This is a genomic window from Paenibacillus sacheonensis (assembly GCF_009909195.1).
Classification (GTDB): domain Bacteria; phylum Bacillota; class Bacilli; order Paenibacillales; family Paenibacillaceae; genus Paenibacillus_Z; species Paenibacillus_Z sacheonensis.
In genome coordinates this window covers 169,829-186,740 of sequence record NZ_JAAAMU010000008.1, presented here as the reverse complement: position 1 = coordinate 186,740, position 16,912 = coordinate 169,829, and the positions used below count along the sequence as shown (strand labels likewise).

Annotated in this window: 13 protein-coding genes; 9 read left to right on the top strand and 4 right to left on the bottom strand. The window is 51.5% G+C overall.

The window, feature by feature from the left end; translation table 11 throughout:
* Window positions 1-165 precede the first annotated feature (165 nt).
* On the bottom strand, window positions 166-870 hold the full coding sequence (locus tag GT003_RS17370) for a DUF421 domain-containing protein (protein WP_170312252.1): 705 nt from the start codon (window positions 868-870) through the stop codon (window positions 166-168).
* 294 nt (window positions 871-1,164) lie between these two features.
* Here GT003_RS17370 and GT003_RS17365 point away from each other — a divergent pair, with 294 nt between their 5' ends.
* The 4 genes from GT003_RS17365 (at window position 1,165) to GT003_RS17350 (ending at window position 5,569) form a co-directional block, all read left to right on the top strand.
* On the top strand, window positions 1,165-1,731 hold the full coding sequence (locus GT003_RS17365) for a TetR/AcrR family transcriptional regulator (protein WP_161700050.1): 567 nt from the start codon (window positions 1,165-1,167) through the stop codon (window positions 1,729-1,731).
* A 127-nt stretch (window positions 1,732-1,858) separates the two neighbouring features.
* A complete protein-coding gene (locus GT003_RS17360; RefSeq protein ID WP_161700048.1) occupies window positions 1,859-2,980 on the top strand; it encodes an ABC transporter permease in 1,122 nt (373 codons plus the stop codon).
* Window positions 2,980-3,690 carry an ABC transporter ATP-binding protein gene (locus GT003_RS17355; protein WP_161700046.1) on the top strand — a complete coding sequence of 237 codons (711 nt, stop codon included), beginning with the start codon at window positions 2,980-2,982 and terminating at the stop codon, window positions 3,688-3,690. Before GT003_RS17360 ends, GT003_RS17355 begins: the two co-directional genes overlap by 1 nt.
* A gap of 283 nt (window positions 3,691-3,973) precedes the next feature.
* Entirely contained in the window at window positions 3,974-5,569 is a 1,596-nt protein-coding gene (locus GT003_RS17350) for an ATP-binding protein (RefSeq protein ID WP_338046000.1), read from the top strand.
* Window positions 5,570-5,677: 108 nt separating this feature from the next.
* Here the strand turns inward: GT003_RS17350 and GT003_RS17345 are convergent, their stop codons facing one another.
* Window positions 5,678-6,109, bottom strand: coding sequence for a hypothetical protein (locus GT003_RS17345; RefSeq protein ID WP_161700044.1), 432 nt, complete (start codon window positions 6,107-6,109; stop codon window positions 5,678-5,680).
* Window positions 6,106-6,312, bottom strand: coding sequence for a helix-turn-helix transcriptional regulator (locus tag GT003_RS17340; protein WP_161700042.1), 207 nt, complete (start codon window positions 6,310-6,312; stop codon window positions 6,106-6,108). The genes GT003_RS17345 and GT003_RS17340 overlap by 4 nt, the downstream gene beginning before the upstream one ends.
* A gap of 281 nt (window positions 6,313-6,593) precedes the next feature.
* Between GT003_RS17340 and GT003_RS17335 the strand changes: the two genes are divergently transcribed.
* The 3 genes from GT003_RS17335 (at window position 6,594) to GT003_RS17325 (ending at window position 14,137) form a co-directional block, all read left to right on the top strand.
* On the top strand, window positions 6,594-9,650 hold the full coding sequence (locus GT003_RS17335) for an AfsR/SARP family transcriptional regulator (protein WP_161700040.1): 3,057 nt from the start codon (window positions 6,594-6,596) through the stop codon (window positions 9,648-9,650).
* A 69-nt stretch (window positions 9,651-9,719) separates the two neighbouring features.
* Window positions 9,720-12,065: a chitobiase/beta-hexosaminidase C-terminal domain-containing protein gene (locus tag GT003_RS17330; RefSeq protein ID WP_161700038.1), complete on the top strand. Its 2,346-nt coding sequence runs from the start codon at window positions 9,720-9,722 to the stop codon at window positions 12,063-12,065.
* Between the two features lie 332 nt (window positions 12,066-12,397).
* Complete coding sequence (locus GT003_RS17325; RefSeq protein ID WP_161700211.1) at window positions 12,398-14,137, top strand: ABC-F family ATP-binding cassette domain-containing protein; 1,740 nt, start codon at window positions 12,398-12,400, stop codon at window positions 14,135-14,137.
* Window positions 14,138-14,215: 78 nt separating this feature from the next.
* Here the strand turns inward: GT003_RS17325 and GT003_RS17320 are convergent, their stop codons facing one another.
* Window positions 14,216-14,920 (bottom strand): TetR/AcrR family transcriptional regulator, encoded by a 705-nt coding sequence (locus GT003_RS17320; protein WP_161700036.1) that lies wholly within the window; start codon window positions 14,918-14,920, stop codon window positions 14,216-14,218.
* A 163-nt stretch (window positions 14,921-15,083) separates the two neighbouring features.
* On the opposite strand from GT003_RS17320, the gene GT003_RS17315 reads away from it, so the two are divergent.
* Window positions 15,084-16,541, top strand: a complete 1,458-nt coding sequence (locus GT003_RS17315; RefSeq protein ID WP_161700033.1) for a DHA2 family efflux MFS transporter permease subunit — start codon at window positions 15,084-15,086, stop codon at window positions 16,539-16,541.
* An 83-nt stretch (window positions 16,542-16,624) separates the two neighbouring features.
* On the top strand, window positions 16,625-16,831 hold the full coding sequence (locus GT003_RS33145; RefSeq protein ID WP_420831471.1) for a TetR/AcrR family transcriptional regulator: 207 nt from the start codon (window positions 16,625-16,627) through the stop codon (window positions 16,829-16,831).
* Window positions 16,832-16,912: the final 81 nt, after the last annotated feature.

Below are 16,912 nucleotides of genomic sequence, written 5' to 3'. Positions count from 1 at the left end.
TAAAATATTGGCAGCGATTTATCACGCTGTCATCTTCGAGTTCCGCATCGACGTAGCCAAGCCGAATACGCGCGCTTGAGGACCGCTGTCTGCGATTGGGTAATAGAACCGGCCACGATGCCGTAGGGTCAACTGATCTTCATGAGGGTCTTGCGGAGGTCGCAGCTAATCGATAGGATTGTCAATGTGATCCTGATAGTAGTCAAAATACAACTTATTTTGCGTACCTCTCACGGCATAGAACACATCGGAGACAGACTTGTTCTTCTGGCGCAGCACCTGCTCCAGCCATAGGACGGTCAGCCCGTTGTGGGCGAGATTGTCTTCCATGATTCTGCCGTCCATAATCAGCTCGACGGGGAACGACTGGACGGCCGCGGCGTGCAGCTTCAGATCTTTGCGCGTCACCCACTCATACTCGCTTTTCTTCTTGACGGACAGCTTCCCGTGATCCTCCAAGCAAGCGTACTCGATCTCCTCGATATCGAAAATATCTTTTTCTCGCAAAGATTGGGTCAGGGAGTCCAGCGTATAGCGGATTTTTCGCATGTTGTCATCGAGAATTTTGCCGTTCTCGATGACGACGGTCGGAGTGCCGGATACTAACCGGTTCCATGTCCGATTTTCAAGCGCGGTCCTGGACACGAGAAAAGAGATACCGAAGAAGGTCAGCAGCGATACAGCGATGGTCCAATGGGTGAGCTTATCGTTAAACGCCAAATTCGCCGCAATGGAGCCCAGCGTGATGCCGCTCACGAAGTCATGGAAAGTCATATTGGATATCGTCTGCTTACCAAGAATTCTCGACGTGATCATCAGGAGGACGAAAGCAGCGATCGTTCGAAAGATAACTTCAACGTATAGTTGCATGGGGCGGACTCCTTGTTCTCATTTAAGGTCATACCATAAGAATGGTCTTAAACTTGCCTTCATAGACAGCGAGGTGAACCGAACCTGAATGGACGGCGAAAAATCTTTGTTGAGTTCTTAGGTGGACGCATGGAAGTGAAATCTTTTCATCTTATAATTTCAAATGCGGGTATGTTAGACTAAAGTTCGAGGAGTCGAAGTTCGCTCGCTCACTTTACTCACTCACTCGCTCCTCCTTTTCTTAATCATAATACTGTTGATTTAATAATTTATTTATGCGAAAGGAAAGCAATCATGGGCAGAAAACAATCCTATACGGAATCGGAACTATTGGATCTTACAAAAAGGTTAGTGCTTGAGCATGGGTATGATGGCTTTCATCTCAAGCTGCTTTCGCAGCATTTACCCGGTGCCAGAAGTACGATTTATCAGTACTATGCCAATAAGGAAGAAATCGTGGCTGCCTGCATGAAGCGAGTGATTACGAGCGTCATCGAGAAGGCTTCGGCAATCGATGAGTCCGACACCATGCAAGCCCTTCAAGTACTGCTTGGCATTTATGTCGAAGAATCCAAGCTCCATCAACTGTTAGGCGATGCTCATAAAATCAATACAACGAATTCTGCTGCCGCCAGCCGGGATCTCGATGTCGTTGAGCAAGCCCATGCAACGCTAAAGGTTCAGCTAACGCGTCTCTTCCAAAGAGCGCAACAAGACAAAAATCTTAGAGAAGACATTCCGCTCCCCGTACTGATCGGCGGCTTTTTCAACCTCATTAACACGCCAAACATGATAAACATCCCTACTCCCGAATGGAGCAAGCTATTGTTTCAAATGTGGATGGGAGGTGCGCAGCAGTAGGGGTTCTTTTATTAATTTGACACATGTGTCGAATATATAGTTTAATTAGGTGGAGACGGAATTAATGCAACGGCTTAGAATAAAAATGACACAAGTGTCATAAACGGCAAAGAAGGAGTGGAAAAGCATGTTTTTAGCTTTAAAGGAATTGAAGCACAGCAAAATGAAATTTTCGATGATCATCATTATTTTTGTCTTGGTTGCTTGGTTGGTATTCATCCTATCGGGACTCGGCAATGGGTTATCGTCGCTTGCGGCGTCCACTTTCCAAAACATGAAAGCCGATTATGTCGTCTTTGAACAAGGGTCGCAATCGAGTATGGGAAAATCTCTGTTATCCGATGAACTGGCGGCGCAAGCGGAGAAATTGCCTCATGTAACGGCCGCGTCCCCAATGGGCAGTACAATGGCCACTGCTTTGAAAGGTAATAGCACGAAGAACGAAGATAAGGTCGATATCGCAATCTTAGGGATTCTTCCCGGCAGTTTCCTAGAGCCGTCTGTAATCGAAGGCGAAGGCTTATCTGCGGAGAATCCAACAGGCGTCCTCGTAAACAAGACGATGAAGGATGACGGCTTTCAGCTTGGGGATACTTTTCAGCTGGACGGCTCGACACAAACCTTGAAGATAATCGGATTCGTCGATAACCAAACTTACAACCACCTCTCGGCTGTATTCGTTCCGATGTCCGAATGGCGAACGATTACGTTTGCCGCGCCCGAATCAGATAAGGGAGTTGCGGGTCCGGTTAATGCAATCATGCTGCAAGGCAAGCATATCGATCCTGCGTTTATTAGCAGCAAGCTCTCCAATACCGATACCGTCACGCGCGGAGCGGCGATTCACGGCATGCCGGGGTACAAGGAAGAGAACGGCTCCATTATGATGATGCTGGGCTTCTTGCTTGTGATATCCGCCTTCGTGCTCGGCGTATTCTTCTATGTCATTACGATACAGAAGACCAGTCAATTCGGCATAATGAAAGCAATCGGAGCCAGAAACGGCTTTCTCGGCAAGGCCATTGTTTCGCAGGTCGTTGTTCTATCGTTGACGAGCATCGTCGCTGCCGTTCTGCTCACTTATGGGACTGCGGCCATCATGCCGAAGGGAATGCCATTCAAGCTGAAGACGAACCTCGTTATCGAGTACTCGGTTATCCTTCTCGTTATAGCCGTGCTCAGCTCACTGGTTTCGGTAAGAAAAATAACTACAATTGATCCGCTGAAGGCGCTGGGGAGGATAGAATAATGACAACATCGGGACTGCACATTAGTAACGTTACGAAGTACTATACCGAGGGAAGCAACAAGATATCAGCGCTTGAGCGCGTATCTATTTCAGTGGAGCCTGGGGAGCTTGTAGCCGTCGTGGGACCTTCCGGATCGGGCAAGAGTACGTTTTTATCGATTGCAGGCGCACTGCTCAAAGCTTCGGAAGGGGAAGTCAACTTGAATGGGCATCTTCTCTCTAAGCTTTCCGATAAAAAACTTTCCAACGTAAGATTGAAGGAAATCGGCTTTATTATGCAATCGTCTAATCTGGTCCCCTATTTGAACGTTCTTGACCAATTGCTTGTAGTCAAGAAGATGTCTGGCAGGGTTAGAGCCGCAGATCGAGCGTTCGCCGTTCAATTGCTCGAAGAATTGGGATTGGGTTCGAAGCTGAAGAGCTTCCCGGCGGAACTGTCAGGCGGCGAGAAACAGCGTACGGCTATCGCGCGAGCTTTAATAAACAATCCCAACGTTATATTGGCGGATGAGCCTACGGCTAGCCTGGATACCAAGCGTGCCCATGAAGTGGTCAGCCTGATCGCGAATGAGGTAAAATCGCGTCGAAAAGCGGCAATCATGGTCACGCACGATGAACGCATGCTGGAATATTGCGATAAAGTATACCGGATGGAAGATGGCAGATTGTCGCTTGCCGAACCGGCAAAATTAGAGGTCACGCATGTTTGAGTTCTTAATGGCGCATGAGAAGTTGCATCGCTGCAAGTAATCCGGCAAGCATTATCCTTTAGCTAAGAGAGGTTCGCCATTCAATGGTTAACCTCTTTTTAATGGGCTAGAATTGAGGGCAGCTACGTCTTTTGCCGAGGGTTAAAGAATTCCGACGCGGCAGAATTGGCTATTGCAGATATTTTGGAGTTTTGCGAATCGCATCTATACAAGCTTTTTGGGAAATGTGTACAATAGGTTAGAACCTGAGATGGATCGGAATATAATTCGGTTGGTGACTATAGTGAAGATAGAATCGAGACATACATATATTCATCAATCACACCAAAACTGTTTGGATGCGAAACTGAATCCTGATGATTTGCCGGCTCCTAAAGAAAAATTGCCGAAGGGCGATTTGGAGCAAAAGAAGAGGATGCTCGATGATACCATTTCTGTAGCAAGGATATTTATGACGAGGTTAATATCCAATCTACAAGGGACGGCTGTAGTAATCTGTATCACGGATCATGAAGGGTACATATTAGAAACGTACGGCGATGAAATGATTAAGTGGCAAATCGAGTCGTTAGGATTATCCCCCGGGATCCTATTCGAGGAAGAGCAAGTAGGAACGAATAGTATTGAAATGGCATTGAAAATGGGACAATCCGCCCATACCATCGGGTCAGACCATTTCTTCCGTTGTCTACATAAAAGCGCTTGTTTCTCAGTGCCCTTGCACGCTTCCGGTAAGATATGCGGGACCATCACGATGATGATGGCCGCTCATCATGTAAGTCCATACCATCCCGCACTGCTTCAGTCCGCCGTGGATTCGATAGAGCGAGAGGTATTGGCGAAGAAGCAGAATAAAAAATTATTAGTCTTGAATCAAGTGCTAATGGAAAACAGTCGAACCGGGGTCATCTTGACCGATGAGGACGGAAGAATAATTGAAATCAATCCTTATGCGGAGAAAGTTTTGTCCAGCTGCAACGGTGAACTATGCAATCGTCAAATTACAGAAGTAGCCGTTATCGGACCATACATGGGAAGTGTTTTGAGCGGTAATAAAAAGGTTGAAGATGTAGAAATATCTCTATCCCATAATACGTTTTTGTTTGACTCTTTTCCAATCTATGACGAGTCCAACCGAATTATCGGCGTGTTCGCCCAGTTTAGGGATATTACAGAAAGACTGGTGTTAGAAAGACAACTCATGTTAAGCGAGAAATTGTCGGCTATCGGCAAAATCGGCGCAGGACTTGCTCATGAGATTAGAAATCCGCTTACGTCGATCATAGGTTTATTAGCGCTTCTTAAAGAAAATTTTAGACCAGCCGACCATAAGCAAAAGGACTATTTTCGAATCATCTTCAGTGAATTGGAACGAATAAAAAATCTGGTTCAGCAATTCGTCATGATGGCTAAGCCCGATCGGAAAGAAGTTGCGAAAACCAGAATAGGCCTGCATGAACTCATTGAAGATATACTGGCTTTAATGGAATATGACTTCCAGGATAAAAACATAAAGATTCATTATCAACCTTTGTATAAAGAGAACCTGGAGATCGATAAGGATAAAATAAAACAAGTCATTCTGAATATCTTACAAAACGCCTTTGATGCAATCGACTTTGACGGAAACATATCCGTTGTTATTCGGCAGAGCCAAGTTGATAAGGGGATTGAAATCGTAATCAGCGATGATGGATTCGGAATGGACCGCGATACGGTGGAAAAGCTGGCCACTCCTTTTCACTCGACGAAAAAATACGGATTGGGTCTAGGGTTATCGATGAGCTATAGCATTATCGAGTTGCATAAAGGAAGGATAACGGTAGAGAGCGAGAACGGAAAAGGGACTGCCTTTACCATATGGCTGCCACGAACGTAAACATTCCCTATGGCTGTCAGCTCCGTGTACACGCATCGTATAGAGAAAGCATAGGGGGATTCTCCGTGATGCCACTCATGCGCGCATTATCTCTTGACGAAGCCCTGTTTACATCTCTTTATGGTACTTGTAACGGTAATAGGAGTTATATACAAGCATAAACAGGTAGGCACACACCAATAGCACGAGCACTGTAAAGTCTATGCCCATTATGGAGAATGCCAAGATTAAGGCTCCAAACACAAAGGATATCATGTCATAGGCTTTCGCTTTCGCCCGATTGGCGAGTGCCGTATTGCGCTCATCGTTCCGTTCGATCTCTAATTGCTTTGCTGCGGCGGGAGCGTGGTTCTTCGCGTATCGAAGCAAGATTCCCTCCATGCCGTGACCGAACGATCCACTGCCGATCCCAACGAAGATATAAGGCAGCGCTCGCAGCAATCCATGCGGATCATCGGTAGTTTTGATGAAGTATACGCCAACTGCTAGCAGCGCAACGCCTGCAAGGGCGAAAAAATAAGGCGAGATGCTTTTATTCAAACCCGTTCATCCTCCTCGTAAATAAAGATCTCCTCGATTCGCAAATCAAAAAAGCGGGCTATCTTGAACGCCAGAAGGATCGAAGGGTTATAACGCCCGTTCTCCAGCGAACCGACCGTTTGCCTGGACACCTCAAGAGCGGCTGCCAATTCTTCCTGCTTAATACCGCGCTTCTTGCGAATTTCTTCTAAACGGTTGTTCATGCGTCACCTCTCCATGGAAAGTTGGCTTTCCATGGGCTTAATATACCGTACGACGCCGGAAATGTAAAGCGTGCTTTACATTTCCGGCAGAGCCAATACAAGGACATGCCGACAAGGCGGTGGCATATCAGCACATGATGACATATCCATCGTGTCGGGCAGGCAGCTTTTTTGTAGACAGCGAAAGGGATATGGGAAAAAAGTAGGATTTTTGTTGTTTCGTGTCGAATGGTAAATTCCAACATCTACATCTCTTGCTCGGATGGAATGGAGGCCCGGACATGATTGCAATAACGAAGACCCACATCCCGCAGGTACGGCACGCCTTGGTCGTTCGCCCCGAGCTGCTTCGGCTATTGGACGAGGGTATGCGTGCGAAGCTGACGCTCGTATCCGCCCCGTCCGGTTACGGGAAGTCGACGGCGCTTAGCCAATGGGCATTGCAGAGAGGAACGCTCGTGGCATGGGTTTCGCTGGACAAGCAGGACGACGATTGGACCTTGTTCTGGAAAGCGGCCGTCGAGTCGCTGCGGAATCGAGCGGACGGCTTCGGCGGCACGGTAATGCCGTTGTTGGCCGAGGGGCCGTCCTCGTCATCCGTCTCGAGGGAGCCGGCGATGACGGCGCTGCTGAACGAGTTGGAACGGTTGCCGGGGGAACTGGCCATTGTCTTCGACGATTTCCATCTGATTACGCTGCCCGCCATCCACCAATCCATGAATTATCTCATCGAACGCCTTCCCGATTCGATTCATCTGTATATCGCAAGCCGTAACGACCTTTCTTTTCCGACGAGCAAATGGTTCACGGAAGGCAAGCTGCGGCGGATTACGACCGAGCAGCTGCGGTTTCGGCAGGAGGAAGCCGCGGAATTCTTCCTGGAGACGACAGAATTGCGATTGACGGCGGAGCAGCTCGACCAGCTGTACGACCAGACCGAGGGTTGGATAACCGGCCTGCGGCTTGCGGCGCTCTCTATGGAGAGAAGCGGCGACGCGGCGAGATCGATCCGCCGATTCAGCGGCCATCAGCAGCATATTGCCGATTATTTGCTCCAAGAAGTCTATCGCGATCTACCGGAAGCGATTCGCGATTTCTTGCTGCAAACCTGCGTTCTAAGCCAGATGAACTATGCCTTGTGCGAGGCGGTAACCGGACAGGCGGGGGCTCAGCGGCAGCTGGAACAATTGGAGCAGTTGCAGCTCTTCATCGTACCGCTGGACGAGCAACGCGAGTGGTATCGCTATCATCATCTGTTAGCCGACTTTCTGCAGACGATGCTCGCGCGCAACGCCCCCGGGTTGTGGGAGCGGGCGAACGTGCGGGCCGCGCAGTGGTTCGAGCATCAGGGCTTCGTCGAGGAGGCGGCCGAGCATTATTTGGCCGGGAGGCAATATGAGGCCGTGGTTCGCCTGATCGAGGCGCACATGAACGAATTGCTGAGCAGGGGCAGGAATGTCGCGATCGCCCGCTGGGCGATGCAAGTACCGGAGCCGTATTTTTCGGACAGGCCGCTAGTCGAACTTTTTTATTTGTACGCGATGGTCGGCATTCGACAGTTCGACGTCGTTCCGGATCGCGCGGAGCGTCTTCGTATTCGGTTCGAAGCGCTGGCGGACGGCATGGACAAGGAATCATGGCGGAACATGATGGGGGAGATTTATTATATTTGCGCGACGGCTGCCTATATCGGTAAAGACCTTGCGGGTGCCGCGGACTACTTCATCCGAGGAGACGCGCATGCACGCGAGAACAGCTTTTTTCTGCAAGGCGGCAATAACAAGCATTTTTCGGTCGGAGAGTTCGACGACCATCTGAGTTACGTGAACGACTACGACGGCGCGGCCCGATTCTTGACCCGGATGATGGACCATTGGCGCGACTATGAGAACCATCCGTTTGCGACGCCCATGTACGCCTCTTATGCCAAGCTCTTGTACGAATGGAATCGGCTTGACGAAGCGGAAGCGTGGATTAACCGTATCATGCAGGCGACAAGGTTCGCGCCGACTGCGAGCAACCGGTATCAACTCGTGTTGGCCGCATCGAGGATTCAACAAGCGAAGGGAAACGGACGGGAAGCCGCGTCCATGCTCGAAAGACTGAAGCTGATGATCGATTCTCCCGATTATGCGATATTCATGCGCAAGATCGAGGCGGAACAGGCTAGCCTGGCGGTTCGGCAAGGCGACCTCGCCTCCGCTCGCGCATGGATGGCGGCATGCGGCCTTTCGCACGAGGACGAAGCGGCTCTCGGGCAAGTATCCGAGCAGCTGGCATTCGTTCGCGTCCTGGCCGCGGATGGACGGCTCGATCCGGCGATGTCCCTTGGGGAGCGGCTGTACCGGCTGCTTACGAAGGAAGACAGGCTGCGGGATTGCGTGCACGTTCTGATCGTGCTTAGCCTGACATTGCATAAGGCAGGCCGGAGGGAGGAGGCGCTGGAGAAGCTGGAGATCGCCTTGCGTCTTGCCGAGCCTCAGGGGTTCATTCGCAGCTTCGCGGACGAAGGCCCTGCGCTGGCGGAGTTGTTGTTGACGATCGGGGAGAGCCCGGCGGCGGAAGCCCGTTATGCCAGGCAGGTATTGCGGACTTTTACGTCCGAACATTCTCCCCGACGCACGAAGATCCATTGTTTCGGGCGGCTGCGTGTGGAAACGGACGGCGGGGAGACGATCAAGTGGCGAACTTCCAAAACCGAGGAGCTGATGGCGCTGCTCCTTCACCACCGAGGCGAAACGGCGAGCCGAGAGCGGATTCTCGATGCGTTATGGCCGGAAGTGGACGTGGAGCGGGCGGGAGCCCAGTTCCATACGACGACGCATTATTTGAGAAAGGCCTTGCAGCGCATCGGACTTGAGGGACTCGTACAGCATGCCAAGGGCGGCTATCGCATCGAGACGAGCCGATTGGATTGCGATCTCGACGAGTGGGAACGCTTGCGGGCTTCCGCGGTACAGGCAGAGGACAACGCGGCGGACCAAGAAGCCGCGGAGCTCATCGCTTTATATGGCGAGGGTTATCTGGCCGGCCACGCGTATGCATGGGCGGAACCGACGCGCAATCGCATCGAAGGCGAATTCGTCGGCGTATTGATCCGCCTCCAGGAGAGGGAAGAAAAGCGGGGACGGTACGATGCCGCAGCCGAGTTCGTGCGTCAAGCGCTCGCGCACGATCCGCTGAACGAGCGTCTTTATGAGCGCCTTATTCGGATGCTGGTGTTGGCGGATGATCGCATATCGGCCGTGAAGCAGTACGAAGCGCTAAGGACGATGCTGCGCTCCGAATTCGGAATGGAACCGAGAGAAGCCGTGGGCAAGCTGCTAGAACGTGTTTAGGAAATGTTGAGTAACGATGTTGTATCGTGTAGAAAAATGATGAATGCTGCATACGAAGGGACGAATCCAATGAAGAAGCAAGTAGTAAGTTTGTCGCTGGCGGTACTGTTGGGCACCGGCGCGGCCGCAGTCTACCCGAATACGGCAATGGCGAAGACATCCGCGGACTTTACCGATCTGAAGGATTTGGACGCGGCGACCAAAGCCAAGTTCGACGCGCTGATCAGCGCGGGGATATTCGACGGCGTCAGCGACACGACGTTCGGACTGAAAGACGAGATGAACCGCGCTCAATTCGCCAAAGTAGCCGCGTTAATAACGGGCATAGAAGTGAACAAGGACCTCAAGACCTCCAGCTTCAGCGACGTCAAATCGGACGATGCCGCCAACGGCTACGCGCTGCCCTACATCGAAGCGCTTAAAAATGCCGGTATCACCGACGGTTATGGCGAGGGGACGTATAATCCGGCCGGTAAAGTGACCAAAGAACAATTGGCTGCTTTCCTGGTACGGGTGTTGGGAGACGACGCGGACGCCAAGAAGAAAACAGGCAGCGATACGACGGTGTCCGATTGGGCGCAAGGCTACGTGGCGTTGGCGATCGAGCTTAAGCTGCTGACGAACGGAGCGGACGGGAAATTCGGGGGCAAAGCCAACGCAACGCGCGATTTGCTCTTGACGGGCGCATACGAAGCCAAGGCGCAATACGTTGCGCCGGGGAAAGTTTCGCTTGTGGGAGCGACCCAAGTCGGCACGAGGAAAATTACCGTGAGTTTCAATACTGCCGTCGATACGGCCGGGATCTCCCTTTCCGCCAAGAAAGGCAGCGGCGGCAGCGCGAACGTGTCGTGGGCGGCGGACTCTAAAAGCGCAACGCTGACGTTTGGCGAAGATTTGAAAGACGAACAAGTCGACATCTCCGTAACCGGCTTTGATCCCGCGAAGTGGACGACGACTTCTACGTCCTTATCCGCGTCGCAAGAGAAAATCGCGAAAATCGAATTTACGTCCGCCGGCGACATGATCGACCGTGCGCTTGCGGCCACAGTGTCGTTCCAAGTGACCAATCAATTCGGCGAGAAGCCCCAAGACGTGACGAAGTTTAAATTCTCGGCAGGCTCCAACGCCACGGTCGTCTCCGGCGGGACGTCCGTCGCAGTGAATACGTTGTCCGCGGCAAAGGGAGAGCGAGTCTCGGTCACCGTGACGGAACAGGCTAGCAGCGTTTCCGCAACCAAAGTATTCACGGTCAGAGACGCCGTTGAGACCCCTCCGGTCGTTAGCGTGCCAAGCGTGGCGGCGACGCCGACGGCGGATGTCGCGAGCGGAGCCGTCGCATCCGGCACGAGCGTGTCGCTGAGCGCGGCTTCAGGAGCGACGATCTACTACACGACGGACGGCAGCGCGCCGAGCGCTTCGAACGGCACGGCATATTCCGAACCGATCTCGATCTCGGAAGCGATGACGATCAAAGCGATCGCGGTGCAGAGCGGGATGACGGACAGCGGCGTATTGACGCTGAGCTACACGCTTCTCGCGCAAGCGGCGACGCCGATAGCGGATGTCGCGAGCGGAGCCGTGGTGTCCGGCACGAGCGTGTCGCTGAGCGCGGCTTCAGGAGCGACGATCTACTACACGACGGACGGCAGCGCGCCGAGCGCTTCGAACGGCACGGCATACGCCGAACCGATCTCGATCTCGGAAGCGATGACGATCAAAGCGATCGCGGTGCAGAGCGGGATGACGGACAGCGGCGTATTGACGCTGAGCTACACGCTTCTCACGCAAGCGGCGACGCCGACGGCGGACGTTGCTAGCGGCGAGGTTAGTTACGGCACGAACATCCACTTGAGCGCGGCACCGGGAGCGACGATTCGGTATACGACAAACGGCGCGACGCCCACCAACGACAATATGGATATGAATAGCTTTACGTATTATGGCGAGATGCCATTTTACGTGGTGAACGATATGACGCTCAAAGTTGTTGCTTTCCAATCGGGCGTGGCAGCTAGCAACGTATTGGAGCGGAACTATACGATTAATCCCGCTACAATACCGCTTGCCGTAACCGGTCTGACGTATATCGGCGAATCAGGGGATAAGAGTCTGCTGAAGGTAACGTTCAACATGCCCGTGGATTCGAGCTCGGCGGAAGCGTACGCCAACTACCTCGTCTGGAATGAAATGATGATGCCGATGCCGATGCTGCTGCCTGTACTCGTACATGCCGCGACCTTGGGCGGCGTTGGCCATGAGAACGAAGTGACGCTGGAAGTCGACAGCTTGGCGAGCTTTGTGGGGACGGGCAAGAACATTCGGGTTGACGTATCGAACGTCGCATCCGCCACCAAGCCGAACGATCCGATATTACCTGGTCGTGGAAATAGCCAATACACGTTCCAGGAAGCTTGATGTCAATCAATCATGGAAGGCGCCCTAACGGGCGTCTTCTTTTTTATGATCGTTGTAGTACAGCAATGGCATGGACCGTGAAACTCGGCCGTACGAGATCGGATAAGCCCCGCACGGATCCTGAAGCAGGACGTCGGTCAAGAAAACGACAGCTTGGGGCTGCCTATTGTGCGGATAGTCGAGAGTATGCCACATCGACCGCCGGCGGATGGGATACAACTCCGATTGAAGTTGGTAGCAAACAGTGTTACTCTAACAACGGTAAACGCTGCATTCATGGTTTGCGATACCTTTACGATTCGACTATTTTAGTTATCAAGAAAGGTCATACGATGATAAAAGTTGTTGGACTATCCTTCTCGTTTCCGCAAAAAGAACTCTATGATGATATTTCATTTACGCTTGAAGAGGGGCAGCATTGCGCATTTATCGGCACAAGCGGCAATGGGAAAAGCACCTTGATCGACATCCTGATGGATCCGGAAAAATATCTGTACGAGGGCAAGGTAGAAATAGACCCGACTTGCAAAATCGGGTATGTAAGCCAATTTTCGCAGCTGGATAAAACGAAAGAAACAACGGTGTTTGACTATATCGGGGAAGCATTCATCCAAATCCAAAATGAAATCGCATCGATTTGTACGGAAATGGAAACGTCATCGGATCTTGAACCGTTATTTGAAAAGTATCAGGCCGCATTGGACGCATTCGATGCCATCGGCGGGGACGATTTTGAAAGCAGCATCAATAAAAAGCTGAATCTTGCCAACCTCATGAAGCTGAGGGACCATAAGGTGTCCGACCTGAGCGGCGGGGAATTCAAGCTTATTCAAGTGATGAAGGAAATGCTCCGCAGCCCGGACGTGATGATCATGGACGAGCCGGATGTATTCTTGGACTTCGATAACCTCAATGCGCTAAAAAAACTCATTAACGCCCACAAGGGAATCCTGTTAGTCGTGACGCACAACCGGTATCTATTGAATCATTGTTTCAACAAAATCCTGCATCTGGAAAACAAGGAGCTCCAAGAGTTCGATGGCCGATATATGGAGTATAACTTCTCGCTGCTTCAGACCAAAATCGAGCTGCAAGAACTCGCCGTCGCCGAACAAGAAGACATCGAGAGAAACGATGCCATCATCAATAATCTAAGAGCGATCGCAACTTATAATTCGGAGGCATCCAGAGGGCGAGCGTTAAAGGCCAGAGTCAGATATCAAGAACGGTTGGAAGCGCGGAGAATTAAAGCGCCGTTCGTGGATATCAAGCAGCCGAAGATCAGTTTTGGGATGGATAATGACTTGGAAGACGCCATCGTTGTAAGGGTCACGAATTATCGGGCTGGCTTCGACGAGCTGCTCTTGGACAATGTGAACTTCGAGATAAAAGCGACGGATAAAGTAGCCATTATCGGTCCCAACGGAACCGGGAAAACGACTTTGCTCCGAGATATCTTTAAACATAATCGGGATTCGATTGAAATCCATGCTGCCGCTAAAGTGGCTTATTTATCCCAGATTCAAGACGAAGTGCTGAAGGATTCGAATACGATCCTAGAAGAATTCATCGAGGCTGGATTTAAAACGTACGATGAAGTTAGATCGTATCTCTCGGATTATGGCTTTGAAGGAGAAATCGTCGATCAAAAGATAGCCTCCTTATCCGGCGGAGAGAAAAATTTGCTTCAAATCGCGAAAGTTTCGGCCAGCAAGGCGAACGTATTGCTTCTGGATGAGCCGACAAGCCATTTGGACACGTATACGCAAATCGCGCTGGAGAAAGCCATTGTAGACTACAAAGGCGCGATTCTCATGATTTCCCATGATTTCTATTCGGTCGTAAACGGCATGGATTATGTGCTGATCATTGACGATAAGACGATCAGAAAAATGAGTATGCGCAAATTCAGACAGATGATCTATGCGAGCCATTTCGATCGGGACTATCTGGAGAAGGAACAAAATAAACGAGCGGTCGAAATGAAAATCGAACTGGCTTTGAAAGATACTCATTTTGAACTTGCAAAAAAGTTGGTCGATGAGCTCGAAGAGCTGATTAAGCTGCTTTAAATGATAACCTTGCATGTCACATTAACGAATAGTAGAAATAAGAAAGAGCCTTCCTCGCTAAGCGAGGAAGGCTCTTTCTTAATCATACGCGCGCATGCCGGCGATCAAGGCATCGAAATAAGCGCCCATCGCGGAGTCGTTATCGTCCAGCCATTTCTCGTAGAAAACTTGGTGCTTCATGGTCTTGTAGAAGTCCATGAGAGCCTGCTTCATCGTCATGTTCTGCAGCATCAGCCATTTGGGGTCCAAGATCTTGCGGAAGACGAGATCCACTTGGGTCAAATAAATGCGTGCATTGATCGGATAGAAAACGCCAAGCGCAATGCCGCTGTCGAAGTAGTCGGCGAGCTTGTTCTTGCAGAGCTCCACGGCCCCGGCAAGCTTGGCGTACAAGTCGGGATAGGCCGCGCTCAGATCCTGAAGCAGGATGTCGGTCAAATAGAACGACAGCTTGATCGTGAGCTTGAACGCGCGGGCGAAAGACTCGCCGTAGAACTTCAGCTCTTCTGCGGACGGCTGCGAGGGCTGCTCCGGCGACAAGGAAGGCGGGGCTTCCGCCAGCATTTGATTGGACACGTACAAGACGAACTTATCGATGATACTTTCCGCGATCTCGGTTTTCGACGCAAAATATTTATACATCGTCGGTTTGCTGATATCCATATATTTGGCCGCATCGTCCATTTTCAACGCGCTTAAGCCGTTCTTTTGGACGTAGGGCATCAAGCGCATCACGAGCTTCTCCCGTTTCTCGAATAACGGGTCGCAATCGGTTTCCGACATTTCGCAACACCTCCAGGAAGACCAACTCTAAGTATAGAACATCTCGAGGTTATTAGAAACACTGGTTTATTAATTTAACTTTTTTTATTAAATTAGTTTACTTTGTATGGCGAGGTGTGCTATTTTTAGGGCAAGAAATTGATTATGCCTGGGGGAGTTTAACATGTCCACGAAAGTTCTTGCCACCGAGTCTGCGCCCGTCCGTTCGATCCTTGCTCCACTGATCGCGATTGTCGTAGGGATGTTCATGGTAATCTTGGATACGACGGCGGTCAATGTCGCGATTCCAGTGCTTGCCGACGATCTGCACGGCTCATTAAGCCTCATCCAATGGACGATCACGGGCTATTCGCTGGCTCAGGCCGTCGTGATTCCGATGGCGGGCTGGTTCTCCGACCGCTTCGGGGCGAAGCAGACGTTCATCGTATCCATTGTCTTATTCACGCTTGGTTCGATTCTTTGCGCGTTCGCGGGCACGGCAGAGCAGTTAATCGCTTTCCGCGTCATACAGGGCCTGGGCGGCGGGATGGTTATGCCGATCGCCTTCGCGATGACCTACCGAATCAGCCCTCCCGAGTCGGTGGGCAAAATCATGGGCATGATGGGCGTGCCGGTCCTGCTTGCGCCGGCGCTTGGTCCGGTCGTATCCGGCTATCTGGTCGACTACGTGAACTGGCAGTGGATCTTCCTCATCAATATTCCGGTCGGAATCGTCGGCGTGACCATGAGCGTGCTGTCATTGCCGAATCTCCCGAAAAAAGCGTCGGCGCCGCTCGATTACGCGGGCATCGCGCTTGCGCCGTTCGCATTCGGCGGATTATCGTACGGGTTAAGCGAAGCGGGGGAGGGGTGGACTTCCGCGAAGACGATCGCCGGTCTTATCGTAGGCGGCGTCGCCATGGTCCTGTTCGTCATCATCGAGCTCAACCGGAAGAAAGAGCCATTGCTGGAGCTGAGGGTGTTCCGATCCATGCAATTCACTCGCGGGATCATTGTGCAGTGGATCATGCAGTTCACCATGTTCGGGTTGATCTTCGCCATCCCGTATTTCATGCAGCGTCTGATGGGCATGAGCGCGTTCGAGGCCGGATTATGGACGTTGCCGCAGGCGTTAGCTTCCGCGACCATGATGCCGTTCAGCGGGCGGTTGTTCGACCGAATCGGCGCGCGTCCATTGGTCGTCGGCGGGTTGATCTTGGTTGCGATAGGCGCCTACTTGTTCTCGCTTATCGATCCGAGCGACAGCCCGTGGTTGTTCTTGGTTCCCCGCGCGCTGATCGGGTTCGGGACGGGAATGTCCTTTATCGCCCTGAATACGCACTTGATCCAGACCGCGCCCAAGGAACTGGTCGGCAAGGTGACCTCGTTGACAAGCGCTGCCCAGCAGGTCTTCGGATCGTTCGCCATAGCGGGATTGACGACGCTGCTCGTCAGCCGGACGAATCATTATGCGAACCAGGGCGAGAAGCCGGTTCCGGACGCGATGTCGCATGCGTTTCACAACGCTTATCTCTTGATCGCCACGTTCGCGCTGGCGGGATTGCTGCTGGCACTCACGCTCCGACGGCCGGCAAAGGAACAAGCCGTACAGCCGACCGTCGTCATGGACGCAGGTCATTGAGAGGCAGCTCGTCATGGGAAATCATGTTGCTTGCATGAATGGAAGGCGGATACGATAAAGCTAGGCAGTGCCTCTGAAACGTTATGTTTCAGAGGCTTTTTGCTTTATGGATGGATCAGACATCCTTCTGCTTCCACATGCCGAGTACCAGAAAACGAGGGAAAGAGCTCGAGAATGCCATATTGGAAGCGGCCTTCGAGATCTTCCAAACTTCCGGCTATCCAGAGATGACATTCCAGAATATCGCCAAAAAAGCCAAAACGAGCCGAACGGTATTATATCGCCAATAGGGAACCCCAACTTGAGCGAGTCCTACTTGATCATGTTGGTCGACGAAGTGTTAATACCGATGTACTTGAACAGCAAGCCTG

What these genes read in the sequence shown, in the direction of transcription:
- GT003_RS17320 (WP_161700036.1), bottom strand. Translation starts at nt 14,920, where the DNA reads ATGTCGGAAACCGATTGCGACCCGTTATTCGAGAAACGGGAGAAGCTC.
- GT003_RS17370 (WP_170312252.1), bottom strand. Translation starts at nt 870, where the DNA reads ATGCAACTATACGTTGAAGTTATCTTTCGAACGATCGCTGCTTTCGTC.
- GT003_RS17330 (WP_161700038.1), top strand. Translation starts at nt 9,720, where the DNA reads ATGAAGAAGCAAGTAGTAAGTTTGTCGCTGGCGGTACTGTTGGGCACC.
- GT003_RS17340 (WP_161700042.1), bottom strand. Translation starts at nt 6,312, where the DNA reads ATGAACAACCGTTTAGAAGAAATTCGCAAGAAGCGCGGTATTAAGCAG.
- GT003_RS33145 (WP_420831471.1), top strand. Translation starts at nt 16,625, where the DNA reads ATGTTTCAGAGGCTTTTTGCTTTATGGATGGATCAGACATCCTTCTGC.
- GT003_RS17335 (WP_161700040.1), top strand. Translation starts at nt 6,594, where the DNA reads ATGATTGCAATAACGAAGACCCACATCCCGCAGGTACGGCACGCCTTG.
- GT003_RS17360 (WP_161700048.1), top strand. Translation starts at nt 1,859, where the DNA reads ATGTTTTTAGCTTTAAAGGAATTGAAGCACAGCAAAATGAAATTTTCG.
- GT003_RS17355 (WP_161700046.1), top strand. Translation starts at nt 2,980, where the DNA reads ATGACAACATCGGGACTGCACATTAGTAACGTTACGAAGTACTATACC.
- GT003_RS17325 (WP_161700211.1), top strand. Translation starts at nt 12,398, where the DNA reads ATGATAAAAGTTGTTGGACTATCCTTCTCGTTTCCGCAAAAAGAACTC.
- GT003_RS17315 (WP_161700033.1), top strand. Translation starts at nt 15,084, where the DNA reads ATGTCCACGAAAGTTCTTGCCACCGAGTCTGCGCCCGTCCGTTCGATC.
- GT003_RS17365 (WP_161700050.1), top strand. Translation starts at nt 1,165, where the DNA reads ATGGGCAGAAAACAATCCTATACGGAATCGGAACTATTGGATCTTACA.